15 protein-coding genes are annotated in these 17,626 nt (G+C 70.8%); 11 read left to right on the top strand and 4 right to left on the bottom strand.

Annotated elements, in window-relative coordinates:
* Positions 1-30 precede the first annotated feature (30 nt).
* From ACGFIZ_RS23625 to ACGFIZ_RS23615, 3 genes are all read left to right on the top strand, one after another.
* Positions 31-1,071, top strand: a complete 1,041-nt coding sequence (locus ACGFIZ_RS23625) for an ADP-ribosylglycohydrolase family protein (protein ID WP_393422531.1) — start codon at positions 31-33, stop codon at positions 1,069-1,071.
* 106 nt (positions 1,072-1,177) lie between these two features.
* Positions 1,178-1,543, top strand: coding sequence for an ADP-ribosylation/crystallin J1 (locus ACGFIZ_RS23620; protein WP_393422529.1), 366 nt, complete (start codon positions 1,178-1,180; stop codon positions 1,541-1,543).
* A 402-nt stretch (positions 1,544-1,945) separates the two neighbouring features.
* Entirely contained in the window at positions 1,946-2,260 is a 315-nt protein-coding gene (locus ACGFIZ_RS23615; protein ID WP_393422527.1) for a hypothetical protein, read from the top strand.
* A gap of 367 nt (positions 2,261-2,627) precedes the next feature.
* On the opposite strand, the gene ACGFIZ_RS23610 is transcribed toward ACGFIZ_RS23615, so the two are convergent.
* Positions 2,628-4,289 (bottom strand): sensor histidine kinase, encoded by a 1,662-nt coding sequence (locus tag ACGFIZ_RS23610; protein WP_393422525.1) that lies wholly within the window; start codon positions 4,287-4,289, stop codon positions 2,628-2,630.
* Complete coding sequence (locus ACGFIZ_RS23605) at positions 4,286-5,026, bottom strand: response regulator transcription factor (RefSeq protein WP_393422523.1); 741 nt, start codon at positions 5,024-5,026, stop codon at positions 4,286-4,288. Before ACGFIZ_RS23605 ends, ACGFIZ_RS23610 begins: the two co-directional genes overlap by 4 nt.
* A 412-nt stretch (positions 5,027-5,438) precedes the next feature.
* Here ACGFIZ_RS23605 and alr point away from each other — a divergent pair, with 412 nt between their 5' ends.
* From alr to ACGFIZ_RS23570, 7 genes are all read left to right on the top strand, one after another.
* Complete coding sequence (gene alr / locus ACGFIZ_RS23600) at positions 5,439-6,584, top strand: alanine racemase (protein WP_393422645.1); 1,146 nt, start codon at positions 5,439-5,441, stop codon at positions 6,582-6,584.
* A complete protein-coding gene (locus tag ACGFIZ_RS23595; RefSeq protein WP_393422521.1) occupies positions 6,581-7,606 on the top strand; it encodes a D-alanine--D-alanine ligase family protein in 1,026 nt (341 codons plus the stop codon). The genes alr and ACGFIZ_RS23595 overlap by 4 nt, the downstream gene beginning before the upstream one ends.
* Before the next feature lie 323 nt (positions 7,607-7,929).
* The gene (locus tag ACGFIZ_RS23590; RefSeq protein WP_393422519.1) at positions 7,930-9,237 is read left to right on the top strand and encodes an ATP-binding protein; all 1,308 of its coding nucleotides are present in this window, start codon (positions 7,930-7,932) and stop codon (positions 9,235-9,237) included.
* The gene (locus ACGFIZ_RS23585) at positions 9,234-9,923 is read left to right on the top strand and encodes a LuxR C-terminal-related transcriptional regulator (RefSeq protein ID WP_393422517.1); all 690 of its coding nucleotides are present in this window, start codon (positions 9,234-9,236) and stop codon (positions 9,921-9,923) included. Before ACGFIZ_RS23590 ends, ACGFIZ_RS23585 begins: the two co-directional genes overlap by 4 nt.
* Positions 9,924-10,097: 174 nt before the next feature.
* On the top strand, positions 10,098-11,054 hold the full coding sequence (locus ACGFIZ_RS23580) for a hypothetical protein (RefSeq protein WP_393422515.1): 957 nt from the start codon (positions 10,098-10,100) through the stop codon (positions 11,052-11,054).
* A gap of 21 nt (positions 11,055-11,075) precedes the next feature.
* A complete protein-coding gene (locus tag ACGFIZ_RS23575) occupies positions 11,076-11,795 on the top strand; it encodes a hypothetical protein (protein ID WP_393422513.1) in 720 nt (239 codons plus the stop codon).
* A gap of 53 nt (positions 11,796-11,848) precedes the next feature.
* Positions 11,849-13,642, top strand: a complete 1,794-nt coding sequence (locus ACGFIZ_RS23570; RefSeq protein ID WP_393422511.1) for a hypothetical protein — start codon at positions 11,849-11,851, stop codon at positions 13,640-13,642.
* A gap of 161 nt (positions 13,643-13,803) precedes the next feature.
* Here the strand turns inward: ACGFIZ_RS23570 and ACGFIZ_RS23565 are convergent, their stop codons facing one another.
* Positions 13,804-14,055, bottom strand: a complete 252-nt coding sequence (locus tag ACGFIZ_RS23565) for a hypothetical protein (RefSeq protein ID WP_393422509.1) — start codon at positions 14,053-14,055, stop codon at positions 13,804-13,806.
* A gap of 218 nt (positions 14,056-14,273) precedes the next feature.
* Between ACGFIZ_RS23565 and ACGFIZ_RS23560 the strand changes: the two genes are divergently transcribed.
* Positions 14,274-14,726: a PPC domain-containing DNA-binding protein gene (locus tag ACGFIZ_RS23560; protein WP_393422507.1), complete on the top strand. Its 453-nt coding sequence runs from the start codon at positions 14,274-14,276 to the stop codon at positions 14,724-14,726.
* Between the two features lie 83 nt (positions 14,727-14,809).
* On the opposite strand, the gene ctaD is transcribed toward ACGFIZ_RS23560, so the two are convergent.
* The gene (ctaD, locus tag ACGFIZ_RS23555) at positions 14,810-16,813 is read right to left on the bottom strand and encodes a cytochrome c oxidase subunit I (RefSeq protein ID WP_393422505.1); all 2,004 of its coding nucleotides are present in this window, start codon (positions 16,811-16,813) and stop codon (positions 14,810-14,812) included.
* Positions 16,814-17,626: the final 813 nt, after the last annotated feature.

Genomic DNA, 17,626 nt, shown 5'->3' with positions numbered 1-17,626 from the left:
ACTGTAGAACCGATGAACGGAGTACCCGACATGACCGACCGAGCGACGCTGGACACCGCGACCACGGCGGACCGGGCACGCGGCTGCCTAGCCGGGGTCGCGCTCGGCGACGCCATGGGCATGCCCGGCGAGCTGTGGCCACGCCAGCGGGTCGTGTCGACCTTCGGCTGGATCGACCGTTTCCTCCCCGGCCCGGACGGCCACTTCGTGGTGGACGGCTTCGTCGCCGGCCAGGTCACCGACGACACGCAGCAGACGTACATGCTTGCCGAGGCGATCCTCGCCGCGGGCGGCACCGTGGACACCGCCGTGGTCGCCCGGCACCTCGTCGAGTGGGCCGACCGGGTGGGGGCCAGCGAGGGTAACTTCCTCGGCCCCAGTTCGGCCCAGGCGATCCGGCGGCTGCGGGAGGGGGCCGACCCGACGGAGACCGGCAAGGGCGGGGAGACCAACGGCGCCGCCATGCGGATCGCCCCGGTCGGCCTGCTGCACCGCAGCGACCGGCTTGACGCGCTGGTCGACGGGGTGGTGGCCGCCTCGCTGATGTCCCACCACACCAGCGTGGCGATCAGTGGCGCCAGCCTCGTCGCGGGCACCATCAGCGCCGCTGTGGAGGCACCCGACTCGGTCGACCGGCCCACCCGGCTGGCCGAGGCGCTGGAGGTCGGGTACGAGGCGGGCCGGCTCGGCGCGACCCGGGGCGAGCAGGTGGTCAGCCCCGCGGTGGTCCGCCGCGCCCGGTGGGCCGCCGACCTGGCGCGGCAACCCGGGGACGACGTCGACTTCCTCGCCGACCTCTACGACCTGGTCGGCGGCGGCGTGGCGACCGCCGAGACGGTGCCCACCGCGGTCGGCCTGCTGGTCCGCTCGGGCGCGGACCCGTTGCGCTGCGCCGTGCTGGCGGCGAACCTCGGCGGGGACACCGACACCATCGGCGCGATCGCGACCGGGATGGCCGGCGCGGTCAGCGGGCTGTCCGCCATCCCGCGGGGCCTGGTCGACCAACTCCGGGTGGTCAACGGGATCAATCCCGAAAAGCTCGCCGACGCGCTGCTCGACCACCGGCACTGACCCGCCATCTTGGCTTCGACTGGCCGGTACGACTTGAAGGCGGAAACCGGCTGGTCCACGTCGTGGGCCGGCCGGTACCCTGCGCTGGCCAGGAAGGAGTGCCGCGGTGGCCGAGACGATGACCCTGTGGCGGCCGACCGGCCCCGAGGAGCTCGAACTCGTGCGCGCTTCCGGCTGGAAGGCGTGGCCGCCGCGACTGCCCGACCAGCCGATCTTCTACCCGGTCCTCAACGAGCAGTACGCGATCATGATCGCCAGGGACTGGAACGTTCCCGCCTCCGGCGTCGGTTACGTCACCCGGTTCGCGGTCGACCGCGGGTTCGCCTCCCGTTACCCGGTCCGGCAGGCCGGTGGGCGCGACATCCTTGAGCTGTGGGTGCCCGCCGAGGAGCTCGACGAGTTCAACCAGCACATCGTCGGGCTGATCGAGGTCGTCCACGAGTTCCGGCCCGACAGCGGGCCGACGGGGTGACCGGCGATGGACGCGTCCGAGCGGCTCGCGAGGGTCCAGCACCTCCTGGCCGGACTACCAGGACCATACGGTAACGAGCATTTGTGGACCTTGATCGGGTTCGCCGTTGACGAGGACTGACTCGACGAGACGAGAAGCCGTGATGCGTGAGTATCAGCAGCAGCTACGTGACCGGTTCCTCGGCGCCCCGGTCGTGCCTGCACCTGCTCCGTGGCTTGCGCCGCCCACTCCATACCCGTGCATACCCGTGGGCGGGCTGCTGGGCGTCGGCTTCGCGGCAGATCCGGCGAGCGGCGCGGACATCCTCATGGTCGTGTCGCACGACGGGCGAGGTCTGTTCGATCCTCCACGGGCACGAAGATCGCCCGTGATCGGAACCCTGATCCGGACCTCTGCATCCCGATGGGGACGGACCTGTCATGTCCAGGATTCGGTCCGCTGGCCGACACGCGCGTCCGTATCGCCGGGCTGTTCGGCGGCGGACTCCACGCCACCACCGAGGACGGCTGGACCGTCGACGTGGTGGCACCGGACTGGCCCAACGAACGCGTCGTGCTGTCCATCGACGGCGATATCTATCGCGGCACAGCCGGTACGCACTGGTGGCACATCTTCCACTCCGACTACTCGGAGCTGCGCGCCGCCGGCTTCTCAGCCACCGGACGCACGCTCGTAGTTGCCACCAGCAGCGATATCACGCTGTGGCACCGCGGTTGATCAAACGGGGTGCGGCGGTGGCGACGAGGGCATGCCGCGAGTTGACCGACGAAGTCGAGGCTGCTCGCAGGATTGCCCAGGAGATCGCCAGCCGGCACGACCTGACTCTGGTGGGGCTCAGAACGCGATCTACGCGGGCCGGTCACATCGAATCGCGCTGCTCGACCGTGACGGGATGCTGTTCGTTCTCGTCCCGGCGGCCGGCCGACGCTCGGCTACGACGGTTCTCGCTTCCAGCCTGCTCCGGATCAGGTCGACAGCTACGCCGAGAGCGCCCGGATCCGCGGACTCGGCGACATCGCCGTTTGCCGCGACTTCGCTCGCGGAAGACATCCTGCTGGGCCTGACTCGCCGCCTGAGCCGTCCGCTACTCGACGCGGGGAAGCGTGATGGTGAATGTCGTCCCGACGCCGACCTCACTCGCGACCGTGATGCTGCCCTGGTGATCGGTGACGATCTGCCGGGCGATGGCGAGGCCGAGGCCACTGCCCCCGGTGCGGCGGCCCCGTGCGGCGTCGGCCCGCCAGAACCGGTCGAACACATGCGGCACCGCGTCCGCTGCGATCCCCGAGCCGGTGTCGACGACCCGGACGATCGCCTGCGTTCCGGTGCGGCTCGCGACCAGCCGGACGCTGCCGCCCACAGCCGTCGCCCGTAGTGCGTTGGTGACGAGATTGCCCACCACCTGGCGCAGCCGGTCGGGATCGGCGTGTACCGCAACCGGCTCGGCCACCACGCGCAACGACACCCCGGCTGACTCCGCCCGGGCGTGGTGGGCGGTGCCGCAGGTCTCCAGGAGTTCGGCCAGATCCACCGTGACCCGGTGGTACGCCAGGTTGCCGGCCTCAGCCAGGGCCAGGTCCTGCAGGTCGTCGACGATGCGCTGTTGCAGCACCGCCTCTTCGAGCAGCGAGGCGTAGAGCTCCTGGTCCGGCGTGATCACGCCGTCGGAGAGCGCCTCGAGGTAGCCGCGCAGGTTGGCCAGCGGGGTGCGCAGTTCATGTGCGACGTCGGCGACCAGCCGGCGTTGCCGCTCCTCCCCGCGCTGCAGGGAGTCTGCCATCCGGTTGAACGACCGGGCCAACTCCGCCAGCTCGTCGTCGCCCCGCACCGGAACCCGTCCGGTGAGGTCGCCCCGGCCGAGCCGCTGGGCGGCCGTGGTGAGCGTGTCGATGGGGCGCAGCACCCGCCGGCTCAGCAGCACGGTGCCGATGATCGCGACCGCCGCAACGCCGGCTGCCGCGGAGAGCAGCGGACCGGCCGCCAGCGTGGCCGCCGGATCGCCACGAGCGCCGAGGTAGACCCGGGCGGGTACCGGCGCGACGTCACTGATCTGGTTGGTGAAGACCTGGGTCAGGCAGGAATCCAGTGGTTCCACCGCCGTCAGGGCGCCACAGCCCTGCACCCGGTCGGCGCCGGCCGCCCGGTTCCGGTCCGCCTGGGCCGCGGCGTCGCGACAGCCGCGGACGATCTGGTCGGCGCCCGGGCGATGGCGCACGGCGGCCGTGCTCGGGTCTGCGTCGAATCGCGGAACTCCCGTGCTGGTAGGTGAGGCGACGACGGGGACGGATTCCCGGGTCAGGCAGGCCGCGAACAGCACGCCCGTGCGGTAGGCGGCGATCGCATCGACCACGCCTTTCGCCCGGCCCGCCGGCTCCGTCGGCAATGCGGCCAGGTGCAATACCGGCCGCGGGTCGACGAACCCGACCATCGTGCCGAGCGGCCGGGCGGTGCGGTTCTCCTGGGTGTCCGTGTCCACGATCACGTCGCCCGTGTCGGCGACCAGGTGGATCCGCTGACCGGTCTGGGCGCGCAGGTTCTGTACCAGGCCGGGCACGCCCTCCCAGGTGCCGTGCTGGCTGCCGTACGCCCTGAGCCGGCCGACGACCTGGTCGAGTTGCGCCCGGTCGGTGGTGGCCGAGTCGTTGATCTGTTGCGAGGCCTGCCGCAGGGTCAGCCACGCGGTCGCCGCGACCGCGCTCACCGCGACGAGGATGACCAGCCAGAGCACCCGTAGCCGAAAACTCACCTGCTGGCTCCGGGCGTGCCCTCGGGCGTCGGCGTCGCCGCCGGTTCCGGCTTTGGTTCGGCGAGCCGGTAGCCGCGGCCGTAGACGGTCTGCACGTACCGCGGCTCGGCAACGTCGTCCTCGATCTTGCGGCGGAGGTTCATCACGTGCGCGTCGACGGTGCGTTCGAGCACGAAATGATCGAACCCGAAGGCGCGGTCGATGATCTGCGCCCGGGTGAACACCCGCCCGGGCTCGCCGGCGAGCACCTCGAGGATGCCGAACTCCTTGGCCGTGAGGGCGACCGGTCGGCCGCCGACGCGTACCTCGAATCGGCCGGCGTCCACCTCGAGTTCGCCGACGCGCAGCAGCGCCCGGTTGTCGGCGCTGACCACCCGGGCCCGGCGCAGCAGCGCCCGTACCCGAGCGGCCAGCTCCCGCGGGCTGTACGGCTTGGTGAGGTAGTCGTCGGCGCCGAGATCGAGGCCCAGCAGGACGTCGTCCTCGGTGGTACGGGCGGTCAGCAGCAGGATCGGAATCTCCGACTCGGCGCGCAGGATCCGGCACACGTCGAGGCCGTCGACGACCGGCATCATCACGTCGAGGACCACCAGGTCCGGCCGGCGGGACCGGCACTGGTCCAGCGCGGCCCGCCCGTCGCCGACCAGCAGCACACTGTGCCCCTCGCGTTCGAGATAGACCCGTACCAGGTTGGCCTGCTTGGGGTCGTCCTCGGCGACCAGGATCCGCGCGCTCATGTTTTTCCCATTCTGCCTGGTGGTGGCGGGGGTCAAGTAAACCCGAAACCTGTGAAGAACTGATGTGGGCGGGCTCCGCAGGGCTCCGGGGAGCGGCGAGCGGGATGCCCGCGCAGGTGGCCCACGGCTTCTTCAAGGGTTCTTCACAGCCGGCTGCCTACCGTGCCGTCATGCCAGTCAGGAGCCGGACATGACCGTCGAACCGGCACACCCGGCCCGCCGCGACGAGCAACAGCGGCGGGCGGTCCGGCGGCGGATCCGGGAGACGCTCGCGGTGCGCCGGGCCGCCGCCGGCGGGCACGGGGCCGGCGAACCGCCGGGTGAACCGCCCGTCGAACCCGAGGCTGCCGGGGTGACGCCGGGTACGCGCGGTCGGCGCGCGGGAACCGGTGTGGCCGATGAGGGTACGCAGCTGGCCGAGGCCGTGATCGATCTCGCGGCGATCGCGGAGAACATCCGGACGATCGCGGCGATCGCACGTACCGGGTTGATGGCCGTGGTGAAGGCCGACGGGTTCGGGCACGGCGCGGTGCCGGTGGCGCGGGCTGCGTTGGGGGCCGGCGCCGCCTGGCTGGGCGTGACCTCGGCGGCGGAGGCGCTGGCGCTGCGGTCGGCGGGCATCGACGCGCCCGTCCTGAGCTGGCTGCACCGGCCGGACGAGGACTTCACCCGCCTGATCGCCGCGGACGTCGACATCGGGGTGTCGACCCTGACCCATCTCCGCGCGATCGCCAACGCGGCCAGGAAGCTCGGTGTGCCCGCCGCGGTCCAGCTCAAGGCGGACGTCGGTCTGTCCCGTAACGGTGCCGGCGGCGGCGAATGGCCCGAGCTGGTCGCCTGGGCTCGCAAGCACGAGGCGGAGGGCAGCATCCGCGTACACGGGGTGTGGTCTCACCTGACGAACGCCGACGTGCCCGGATGCCCGAGCATCGCGCGGCAGCTGTCGACGTTCCGGGAGGCGCTGCGGATCGCCCGGGATGCGGGGCTTGACCCCGCGGTGGTGCATCTGGCCAATTCGGCGGCGGCACTGGCCGCCCCGGAGGCCCGGTTCGATCTCTGTCGGATCGGCCTGGCCATGTATGGCATCGACCCCTTTGGCGCGGCCGGTGCCCGCCGTCTCGGCCTGCGACCCGCCATGACCCTGCGGTCAAGGGTGATCAACCTGAAACGGGTGCCCGCCGGGACCGGCGTCTCGTACGGGCCCGACCACGTGACCGATCGGCCGACCACGCTCGCTCTGCTGCCGCTCGGCTACGCCGACGGCCTGTCGCGCACCGCCGAGGGCCGCGCGTGGGTCTGGCTCGCTGGTCGACGATGCCCCATCGTGGGCCGCATCGCCATGGATCAGTGCGTCGTCGACGTCGGCGATCTGCCGGTGGCGCTCGGCGATCCCGCGGTCGTCTTCGGCCCCGGCGCCGAGCCCGGCTCGCCCGACCCGGCCGAGCCGACGGCCGCCGAGTGGGCGCGGTGGGCCGGCACCAACCCGCACGAAGTCCTGACCGGAATCGGCGCGCGAGTGGCGCGCGTGCACCTGCGCGGGGGAGAGGCAAGATCATGACTGTTCGTCTGGCGGTGCTGTTCGGTGGGCGCAGCGGGGAGCACGACGTCTCCCGCCGCTCGGCGGAAAGCATCCTGGCCCATCTCGACCGCGACACGTACGACGTGACCGAGGTGCTGATCGAGCGGGACGGCCGGTGGCGGGTGAACGGCGACCGGGCCACGTTCGCGCAGGCGCTGCGGACCCTCGGCGACCAGGACGTGGTGTTCCCGGCGCTGCACGGCCCGTACGGTGAGGACGGCACCGTCCAGTCGATGCTGGAGTGGCTCGGCGTCGCGTTCGTCGGAAACGGTGTCTTCGCCAGCGCCGCGGGGATGGACAAGCCGGTCACGAAGAAAGTTCTCGCCGCCGAGGGCCTGCGCGTGGCCGCCGGGGTGACGCTGCGCCCCGACGAGGAGCTGTCGTCGCGGGATCAGGAGCGACTGGGACTGCCCGTCTTCGTCAAACCGGCCCGGGCCGGCTCCAGCCTGGGCGTCTCCAAGGTCGAACAATGGGCGCAACTGCCCGCCGCCCTGCGGATCGCGCGCGGGAGCGACGCGAAGGTTCTCGTCGAACGCGCCGTGCACGGGCGCGAGATCGACGTCGGCGTCCTTCAGCACCCCGACGGTCGCGTCGAGGCCGGGCCGCCGCTGGAGATTCGGATGGCGAACGCCTCCTTCTTCGACTACGCCGCCAAGTACGACGGCGGTGCCGTCTTCCACATCCCGGCCCAGCTCGACCCCGGCACCACCCGACTCCTGCAGGACCGGGCCGTGCGGGCGTTCCATGCGCTCGGATGCCGTGGGCTGCTCCGCGTCGACTTCTTCCTGCCGGATCCGGACGCCGACCACGGCACAGGGTGGACCGGAGACCACCGGGAGCCGGTGATCAACGAGGTCAACACCTTCCCCGGATTCACCGCCGCCTCCCAGTACCCGCAGATCTGGCAGCGGGCCGGCGTCGGCTACTCGGCACTGCTCGACATCCTCATTCAGGGCGCACTGCACCGACGAGGCACCGCCTCCTCCTGCCTGCGGCGCTGACCACGAGCTGCCCGCGGCGCCGACCACGAGCTGCCCGCGGCGCCGACCACGAGCTGCCCGCGGCGCTGACCACGAGCTGCCCGCGGCGCCGACCACGACGCGGGTCTGCGAGCCGGTGGCGATGCCCGACAAGACCCGCGATTTTCCGGGTGTTGCAGGGGCCGGCCGGTTGCGACGATCCCTTCGTGGGCGTGGGGAGCGCGGAGGGCGTACACCAGGGTTGCGGGCCGATCCCGTGCCTCGTCGACGTCTGGGCGCTTGGCGGCTGGGCCGTTTCCCGGCGACGTGGCGTCATGCGGGCTGGTTGGACAGAATTCTGCGGCATGAGACCGCGGGCGATCAGAGCCATCCGCAGCACGGCCACCGGCCAACGGTGGCTGGGACGCGCCAGCCTGCCGACCACTCCCGCCGGGGTCGAGCAGAGCGCGGTGATGGTCTTCCTCGGCGTACGGTTCGTCAATCTTCTGCAACTGGCGGTGACGCTGCCGTCCGCGCTCGGGCACACGGCGCGGCCGGTCCTGTTCACCGCGGTGCTCACCGGGTTCGCCGCGGAGTCGGTGCTGATCGCGGTTGTCACGGTGCGCGCGGGGAGGTACCGCGACCGGCGCTGGGGGTGGGCCGACACGGCGGTGGCCGTGCTGGTGTTGCTTGCGCAACCGGCCTTCACCACGGCTGAGGACATCACCGGGGACTGGACTGCCTGGGGGTTCGCCTGCACCATCAGCACCGCGGTGGGAGCCTCGATCGTGTTCGCGCGTCGCCGCGAGGTCGGCTTCGTGGTGGCCATCCTCATGATCTGCTACCTGGCGACCGCCCTGTCAGGTGCGCAGCCCGGATCGACCAGGGCGACGGTGCTCGGCAACGCGTTCGCGTACCCGGGATTCGCCCTGCTCTCCCGGCTGCTGGTCGGTTACCTGCGCCGGCTCGCGGCCGACGCCGACGCCGCCCGGATGGCCGCCGCGCAGGCCGCGGCAGAGGCTGCCCGCATGCGGGAGGTGCAGCAGCAGCGGTTGCTGCTGCACGACAACATCAGCGTGCTCCACATGCTGGCCAGGCCGGACCTGCCCGAGGAACTCGGGGAAGCGCTCAAGGCGCAGGCCGTGGTACTGGCCAACCGGGTCCGCACGTTTCTGGACGACGCGGCGGATCGGATCGGCGCCGACGCGACCGATCGGATCGGCTGGGACGGCGTCAGGCAGCGGCCGCTCACCGCGATCGTTCGGGACGCCGTAGCCGCCTATCCGGATCTGCGCGTGGAGACCAGCCTCGATCTCGCCGCCGGGGTCACCCTCCCGGAACCGGCCGCTGAGGCGTTGCGCGACGCGGTCGGGACCGTCCTGTCGAACGTCCGCCTGCACGCGTGCGCCAGCCGCGTGGTCGTGCACGCCGACGCCGATCCCGATGAGGACGAATGGGAACTCACCGTGACCGACGACGGCCGTGGGTTCGACCCCGCCGCAACGCCGTACGGCTTCGGCCTGCGGGTCCAGGTGGAGCAGACCCTGGCTGCCCACGGCATCAGCACACACGTGCATTCGGTGCCCGGCGACGGCACCAGGGTCACCGTACGCGGCTGCCTGACAGCGGTGGACCCGGCCAGCCGGTCTCCCCACCCAGGTGACCGTCCGTGACGGCCGCGGCGATCCCGCCTGGCGGGCGCGTCCGGGTGGCCGGCGTGGACGACGACACCATCATCCGGGACGGCCTGCGACTGCTGCTGCCACAACTGGACGTCGTGGCGACCTTCGCCGACGCCGAGTCCCTGCTCGCCGCCCGACCGCAGGTGGATGTCGTCCTGCTCGACCTCAAGCTGGACGGCACCGGGCGAGAGCTCTCGCTGCGGGGGACCGACGCCGTACGGGCTGTGGCCGCCGCCGGGCACCGAGTGCTGGTCTACACGAACGAACGCCGCCGCGCGGTGCTGGCGGCCTGCCTGACCGTGGGCGCTCTCGGTATCGCCCACAAAGCCGAGCCGCTCGACGCACTCGCCGACGCCGTCGCGCAGGTCGCCGCCGGGCACATCGTCATCACCCAGGCGCTCACCGGGCTGGCCGAGGTCGCGGACCGCCGGGGCCGGCTGCCCGCCCTGTCCCCGCGGGAACGGCAGGTGCTGGCCGGCCGGGCCCGCGGCGAGTCGTTCCGCAGCATCGCTGCCCGACTCTACGTGTCCGAGAAGACGGCCGCCGGATACATGGAGCAGGTCAAGGCGAAGTTCGCCGCGTACCTGCGCGACCATTCCCCCGCCGACCTGGAGTACAGCCTCGGCCTGGAGCCGGCCGACCTGCCCGACCGCTACCCGCACGACCCCGCCCCCTGAAGGAACCCGATGCCCGCCACCATCCCTCGGCCCCGACTCGGGACCTGCGCCCGCCTCATCGGGATCCTCCTGGCCGTGGCCGGTCTCGTGAGTACCCCCGTGAGCGCGGCGGCCGGCGGTCCGCGCCTCACGGCCACCGCCCAGCGGGCAGGCGTCGACAGAGGTGCCCAGCCGGTGCCGGTCGACGGGCGCTGGATACGGGGTGACGCGTCGGCGAACCGCGCAACGTTCCTCGCCTGCCTCGGCGACTCAGGTGACGACTGCGCGGGCGGCGAGCGCGACGCGATGCCGCCCGGGTGGCTCGCCTTCCTCCTGGCGGTGTGCCTGCTCGCGGGTGCGGTGGGAGCGTGGTATCTCGGTTGGACGCTCATCGACATCGCGGCGGAGGCGATCAGGGACCGCCGGGCCGGCGAGCGGTTGCGGACGGTTGGGATCTGGCCGGCGCTGGCCGCGCTGGAGGTCGCCTGGCTGGTCGTGTTCGACAACCTCGCCTTCGGCTACGCCCTTCCGCGGATCGGCCTGGAGGTCAACGCCCTGGCCGGGGTCGTGCTGTACCCGCTCTATCTGGCGGTGCTGGTGGTCGGCCTGCTCATCATGATCGGCTACCCGGTGTTCGCGGCGAGTCTGCTTCGCTCCCGCACGCGGTCGGCCGGCCGGCGGCTCGGCCTGTACGCGGTGGTGGTGGCCGTCCTGATCGGTTGGCGACAGATCTACCTGCGGTTTCCGGCGGTCGCCGCGGGCCCCTTCGAGATCCGGACGGCATGGCTGAACGACGCATTGCACACCTGGCCGCTGCAATGGCCGATCACGGTCCTCTGGCAGACGCTGAGGTTCTTCGCCACGCCGGGCGGCATCGCCGCCTTCTGCTGCCTCGCGCTGATCTCCGGCGTCCTTCCGGACCGCCGATGGGGCGGTCGCGGGAGACCCGCACGTGCCGTCGTCGGTGCGGTTCACGGCACGGCGGTCAACGCCGCGGCGTTGCTCACCGGCACCGCGACGACGATTGTCGTCGGCGTCATCGCGTTCGCCGTGCTCGCTCTCGCGGCGGCTTTTCTCGCCGCTTATGCCATCTACTACCTGCTGGCCATGGTGATCACGGGCGCGATGATCTCCTGGCTCGTCAGACGCTGAACACTTGGAGGGTGGAAAGAAATGGCTGACTTCGATGACATGGTAGCCGCCGAACGCCGAAAGCTGGACGAGCAGGCGGCGGCCGAAAGCCGGTTGCAGGCCGCGGCGAAGTCCCGGCGGGACGCCTGGGAGCGCACTGAGTTGCGCGCGTGGCAGGAGAGCATCGACCGCATCCAGGAGTTGTTCTCCGCCGCGGTGCGACGGCTCAAGGCCGAAGGTGTCGAGCCGCTGCCGGTACTGGAGCGCCGCAAGGCAAGGTCGTTCCAGGAGGTCGACCGCCACGTCGTCGCGGGCCACCGATGGGAGTTCGAGGGAAGGTTCGCCCTGGACAAGCGCTGTCACGCCTACCGGGCCGTGGGCGCCGAGCCCCTGATCCCCGCCGAGAGACGGCCCGATCGGAACATCGTCAGGCGGTTGGACAAGTATCTGCGGGACAGGGGCCTGGTGCCAGGCGCCTACACGGGCCAGTCGAGCGCACAGCGTTTCGCCAAGCTCGATGACAGGTCGCGGCTGCGTACCGGCCTGGCGGCGGACCAGCCCGTGTTGCTGTGCCTGGGGGACGACCGGCACCTCATCGAGTTCGAACCGGCCAAGGCGGTCGAGTCCGGCCGCATCCACTGCTTCGGCAAGGCCGACGACGGCACTCCGCTGATGCTTCCGACGAACGACGACCGGCAACCGGAACCCTTGGAAGCGTTCATGGCGAGGGCGGTCGCCCGGCTCCTCGCGCGACAGCCCTGACGATCGCCGCAACCAGTTCGACCGTATTCGACACCAGATGATGTGGATGTGCCGTGAACAAGCGATGGTCAGCGGCCGTTGCGGGCGTAGTGGCGCTCGTGACCGCCGCCGGATGGGCCGCAGGTACGGGCAATCTTCCCTGGCAGGAACCAGAAACGGCCAGGTCGGGGACGGCGCAGGTCGGACCGGACGGAGGTACCTTTTCCTTCCCCGGCGGTGCCGTCGTCACGGTGCCCAAGGGTGCCGTGGCGAGCGAGACCACGTTACGGGTGACGGCGCCGCAGCCGCTGAAGGCCAGCGAGGCGGGGCCACTCGGCGGCATCCGCGCGGCCGTGGCGAAGTTCGACATCTCCCTTGCCAAGGATGGTCGGGACGGCATCCAGCCGAAGGTTCCGCTCACGATCGAGTTGTCGTACGCGGGCAGGCCCCGGGCTGAGGGCGCCGAGCATGTGCTGGCCCTTCCGTACACGCCCGACGGCGACGCGTACGCCCTGTTGCCGTCGAGCGACAACGGCACCGCGACGAAGATCTCCCTACCGCACCTCTCGCCGAAGTACATCGCGTACGTCAGCGACCGGGCGTTGCTCGCCTCGTTCTTCCCTGAGCAGGTCGAAGAGAACCGAACCGACTGCAAGCAGGAAGTGACCGTGTCCGGTCAGCAGGTCAAAATCGGTTCTCGCGGCTGGTCGCTCAAGGACGACAGCCCCATCTTCGCCTGCCTCTCCTCCGGCAGCGAGGGGTACGTCCGCGTCGGCATCGCCAACCGTACCAACTACATCTTGTCGGTGGCCGCCACGAGCGATGTCCGTCTCGTCGCCTCACATGGCGACCACGAAGAGGAGGTGGTCAAATATGTCAGCAAACTGCTGCCCTTCGGCGAGAAGGTCAAGGCGTACCTCGGGCGCGACGGCCACCTGGTCGGGTCGATCAACACGAAGGACCTACCTGCCACCATCGAGCTCCAGGGCGACTTCCGCACCTTTGCCGCCGAAAGCATCGTGAAGCTCTTCGGCCTCGCGGTTGGCCTGCTGACCGGCGAAGGCAACGCCGGCAAGACGATGGAGGTCGTCGGCGCGCTCCTCGAACAAGGCAACCTCGTCTCCTGCGTCCAGAACTCGATGGCGCCGCTTGCCGGCCGAGCGACGCTCGGCCAGGTCATCAACGCCGGCGCCGGCTGTTTCGGCACCCTTGTCAGCCTGCTGGCCGGCCGGATGAACCTCGCCAAGCTGCTGTGGCGCTTGGCGTGGGTGGGCGACGCGCTGAAGGCGCTTGTCGACACCGTCACATCGTCCATAAGCGGCATCCGGCTGCAACTGAGCAACACGCTGCGGGTCGCGGTGGTGGGGTCGGCCGGCGGCACCAGCCCGGCCCGGCCGGCGTTCACGTTGAAACCGAACTTCGCCAGCTTCGCCGCCGGTGAAAGCATCTCCATGTTCGATCGCCTGACGATCCCGTATCCGAAGAACTGGATCGGGGCCATGAGCGAACCCGATGTGGTGATGAACTTTGCGGAGGACTGCGGCGGAACCACTGCGGACTGCCCGCATGTCAACTTCGTCAATCTCGCATCGGGGAAGGCGGACGAGTACTTCGGCGATGATCCGGTCAAGCACTGGGCCGCGCAGTCATGCTCGGGCGGCGCGCCCGGGAAGGTGGAGGGACCCGTCAACCTGACGCTGGGCGGACAGCCTGCAAGCCTCTACCGGCAGCGGTGCGGCGCGGACAGGTTCGCCTCGCCGCGCTACGCCTGGCTGGTGCCGGGAAAGCAGCTTTTCGTCATGATTACGGACGTCGGCGCCTCGCCCGAGATCGCAGAAGGTGCACTGGAGAAGGTGCGGTGGCAGTAGCACCTGTGGGGTCAGGGGTGGAAGGTGTCGGCGGTGGCGCCGTGCCAGTGTTCCTCGCCGGGTGGGCAGATGACGGTGTCGCCGGGGCATACGCGCACGACCGTCCCGTTCCATGTGGTTCTCCTGTTCGTCGCGTTGCTTGGGATCGGCGGTCGCGGAGGTCAGGGCCGCAGCAGTGTCTTGATGGCGCGGCGTTCGTCCATTGCGCGATAGCCCTCGGCGGCCTGGTCGAGCGGCAGCGTCAGGTCGAACACCTTGCCGGGGTCGACGTGGGAGTAGAACAGTTCCTGGCCGGGGAGTTCGACGCCGTGGGTCACGCCGACGTAGCCGACGTGTCCGCCGGGGCGGGTGGATCGGATGGACTGCAGCACCGCTTCGCCGCCCCGGAGGACATCGCGCTCGGACGGCCGCACCTCCCGTCTGTCGGCCGGGCCTACCCGTCCCGCGTCGCCTCATGCCTGCGATCTCGACTAGCTGGGGCGACAAGGGGTACCTACCGGCGGCGGCCGGGGTCCCGGGACGAGGCGCCCAACCGGCGGGCCGAGACGAACCACCGGAGAGGAGAGGCGATGGACGCGAGGAGCGGGCCGCCACGGCGGCGCCGGCCGGCGGCCGGACGGAACGGCCGGCCGTGAGGGCCCGGGAGGTACGCCACCAGACCGGCCGGGTCCTCGTGGTGGTGTGCGACAAGGGGGAGGAGGCGATGGCGGCCGTCGGGGTGGCCCTGCGCGAGCAGCGGGTGCGCGCCGCCCGGGTGACCGCCGTGGGCGGCTTCGCCGACGCGGAGGTCGGCTGGTTCGACCGGGACCGGCGGGACTACCGCCGCATCGCCGTACCCGAACAGGTGGAGGTGCTGTCCCTGCTCGGCGACGTGGCGGAGCAGGACGGCGAGCCGGCCCTGCACATGCACGCGGTGCTGGGCCGGTCCGACGGCAGCACCGTCGGCGGCCACCTGCTGCGCGGCCGGGTCTGGCCGACGCTGGAGGTGATCGTCTCCGAGGTGGCGCCCGAACTGGCCAAGCGGGTCGACCCGGAGACGGGTCTGGCCCTGATCACGGGGGAGTCCCCGGCCCCCGGGTCGTAGCTCGCGGCGGCGCAGCGGCTCGCCGGGCCGCCGGGCCGCCCGGCCGCCCGGCCGCCCGGCCACCCCCAGCCCCGGACGGCCCGCTACCTGTCGCGGCCGGCCTCTCCCGGGTCGCGCCACTCCGGCGGGCTCAGCCGCTCGCCGTCGCGCTCGGAGTCCAGCGGGTCGCTGTCGGCCTCCCGGGTCTCCTCGAAGCTGGGCCGGCGCACCTCCTCGGGCGAGGGGACGTGGACCGGCCGGGCGCCCGACTGGGGCAGCGGCTGGAACTCCTCCACCTCTTCCACGCCGTGCGCGCCCGTGGCGCTCGGCGGCTCCGGCCGGCGCGGCACGTGGTGCAGTTCCTCGGCGAGGTGCTGCGGCGGACGGGCGGCGCGCTGGGGCAGGTCCCGGCCGAGGTCGGCGACCAGCGGGCCGTACTTGGCGTCGAACGCGGGGCGCTCGGAACGGATGCGGGGCATGCGGTCGAAGTTGCGCAGCGGAGGCGGGCAGGTGGTGGCCCACTCCAGCGAGTTGCCGTACCCCCAGGGGTCGTCGACGGTGACCGCGGCACCAAAGCGCCAGGACTTCCACACGTTGTAGAAGAAGAACAGGGTGGACGTGCCGAGGATGAACGACCCGATGGTGGAGACCGTGTGCAGCATGGTGAAGCCGTCGCCGGGCAGGTAGTCGGCGTAGCGGCGGGGCATGCCCTCGTTGCCCAGCCAGTGCTGTACGAGGAACGTGGTGTGGAACCCGACGAGCATGGTCCAGAAGTGGATCTTTCCGAGCCGCTCGTCGAGTAGCCGGCCGGTCATCTTCGGGAACCAGAAGTAGACCCCGGCGAACGCCGCGAACACGATCGTGCCGAACAGCACGTAGTGGAAGTGCGCCACCACGAAGTAGGTGTCCTGGACGTGGAAGTCCAGCGGGGGGCTGGCCAGCAGGACGCCGGTGAGCCCGCCGAGCAGGAACGTGACCAGGAAGCCGACGGCGAAGAGCATCGGCGTCTCGAAGGTCAGTTGCCCCTTCCACATGGTGCCGATCCAGTTGAAGAACTTCACCCCGGTCGGCACGGCGATGATGAAGGTCAGCAGTGAGAAGAACGGCAGCAGCACCCGGCCGGTGGTGAACATGTGGTGTGCCCACACGTTCATCGAGTAGAAGAAGATCCCCCACAGCGCGAGCACCATGCCCTTGTAGCCGAACAGCGGCTTGCGGGAGAAGACGGGAATGACCTCGCTGATGATGCCGAAGAACGGCAGCGCGACGATGTAGACCTCGGGATGGCCGAAGAACCAGAACAGATGCTGGTAGATGATCGGCCCGCCGTGGTCGGCGTCGTAGACGTGGGCGTCGAGGACCCGGTCGGCCAGCAGGGCCAGGAGCGCGGAGGACAGCAGGGGGAAGACCACGACCGCCATCAGGGCGGTGATGAACATCGCCCAGGTGAACAGCGGCATGCGGAACATCGTCATGCCGGGCGCCCGCAGGATCAGGACCGTGGTGATCAGGTTGACCGAGCCGAGGATGGTCCCGACGCCGGAGAGCACCAGCCCGATGATCCACATGTTGCCGCCGACGCCGGGCGAGTGCTCCGGCTCGCTCAGCGTCGTGTAGGCCGTCCAGCCGAAGTCGGCCGCGCCGCCGGGCGCGATGAACGACCCCAGCACGATCATGCCGCCGAACAGGTACAGCCAGTACGCGAAGGCGTTCAGCCGGGGGAACGACACGTCCGGGGCGCCGATCTGCAGCGGCACCAGATAGTTGCCGAAGGCGAACGCCAGCGGGGTGGCGAACAGGAACATCATGATCGTGCCGTGCGAGGTGAACAGCTGGTTGTACTGCTCCGGCGACAGGAACTGCATCCGCGGGCGGGCCAGTTCGGCGCGCATGAGCAGCGCCTCGATGCCGGCGGCGGCGAAGAAGAAGAACGACGTGACCAGGTAGAGCAGGCCGATCTGCTTGGCGTCCGTCGTGCCGAGCAGCTTGAGCAGTTTGTTGCCGGGCAACGCCGAACGCACCGGGCCCGGATAGCCGCCGACGTGGGCCGGCGCCAGGATCGCGGTCCCGCGGTCCCGGCCGGTCCCGGCAGTGGTCCGTTCGGGCATGGCTCACCCCATGGGAGACGGCGAGGAGCGGATGACTTGTCGACCCTATGCGGTCAAAGGTGCAGAAGGGCGGTATCGCCGCATAGTCCCTCGTATGGGCGGGCCCGACCGGCCGCGCACCCGCCCGCATGGCGGATCTGCTGGCGTTGACGCTGCTGTGCCCGCCCGCCCGGCGGGTCGGGCTGACCCGACTCGCCGGCCCGTGTCCCGCCCCCGCGGTCGGGCGGGTGAAACTCGGGAGGGAACGCGGGAGGAGATCCTGTCGTGGGTTCGATCTCAGCCAGCGGCCACACTGCTCCTGGCCGACCCTGACAAGGGGTGGATACCCCTTCCTGCCAACGACGACGAGGTGGTCCTCCAGGAACCCACGACGATCAGGCGTGCCCCGCGACCGGGTGACCAGGCAGGGCCGACAAGCGCATGAGGCGTGGCCTGCTGTCGGCGATCCCGGTCATCCGCGCAAACGGAGGGTTATCGGTCCGTTGGGTCGAGTAGGTGCGACAGTCCGGTGACCTCCACGATTCGGCGCACACGTTCGCTGGGCGAGACGGTGAGCTGGCACCCTGCCCTGCGTGCGGCGTTTTAGGCGTGGACAAAGTGTGGCGGCGCCGCCCCGGACCTGCCCCGGCGGCCGCTTCCGCCACCACCCGCGTCACCGCCTGATGAATGACTCGGCGTCGTCGGGGCCGGAAGCAACCCGCAGTGGCAAGCGGTCGCCTTCATCGAATGTCTTCCGTGGAAACCCCCGGCTTTAGCCGTGGGGAGGAAACGGAACCCCTGCGGAGCAGGTCAGGGATAGCCCATTCGCCGCCA

Source organism: Micromonospora sp. NPDC048830, assembly GCF_043198215.1.
Classification (GTDB): Bacteria; Actinomycetota; Actinomycetes; order Mycobacteriales; family Micromonosporaceae; genus Micromonospora.
The sequence above is the reverse complement of the archived record's forward strand: the minus strand, read 5'-3'. Positions and strand labels throughout refer to the sequence as shown.

Coding starts and splice junctions, on each gene's coding strand:
- ACGFIZ_RS23625 (WP_393422531.1), top strand. CDS start 31: ATGACCGACCGAGCGACGCTGGACACCGCGACCACGGCGGACCGGGCA.
- ACGFIZ_RS23615 (WP_393422527.1), top strand. CDS start 1,946: ATGGGGACGGACCTGTCATGTCCAGGATTCGGTCCGCTGGCCGACACG.
- ACGFIZ_RS23605 (WP_393422523.1), bottom strand. CDS start 5,026: ATGAGCGCGCGGATCCTGGTCGCCGAGGACGACCCCAAGCAGGCCAAC.
- ACGFIZ_RS23595 (WP_393422521.1), top strand. CDS start 6,581: ATGACTGTTCGTCTGGCGGTGCTGTTCGGTGGGCGCAGCGGGGAGCAC.
- ACGFIZ_RS23590 (WP_393422519.1), top strand. CDS start 7,930: ATGAGACCGCGGGCGATCAGAGCCATCCGCAGCACGGCCACCGGCCAA.
- ACGFIZ_RS23575 (WP_393422513.1), top strand. CDS start 11,076: ATGGCTGACTTCGATGACATGGTAGCCGCCGAACGCCGAAAGCTGGAC.
- ctaD (WP_393422505.1), bottom strand. CDS start 16,813: ATGCCCGAACGGACCACTGCCGGGACCGGCCGGGACCGCGGGACCGCG.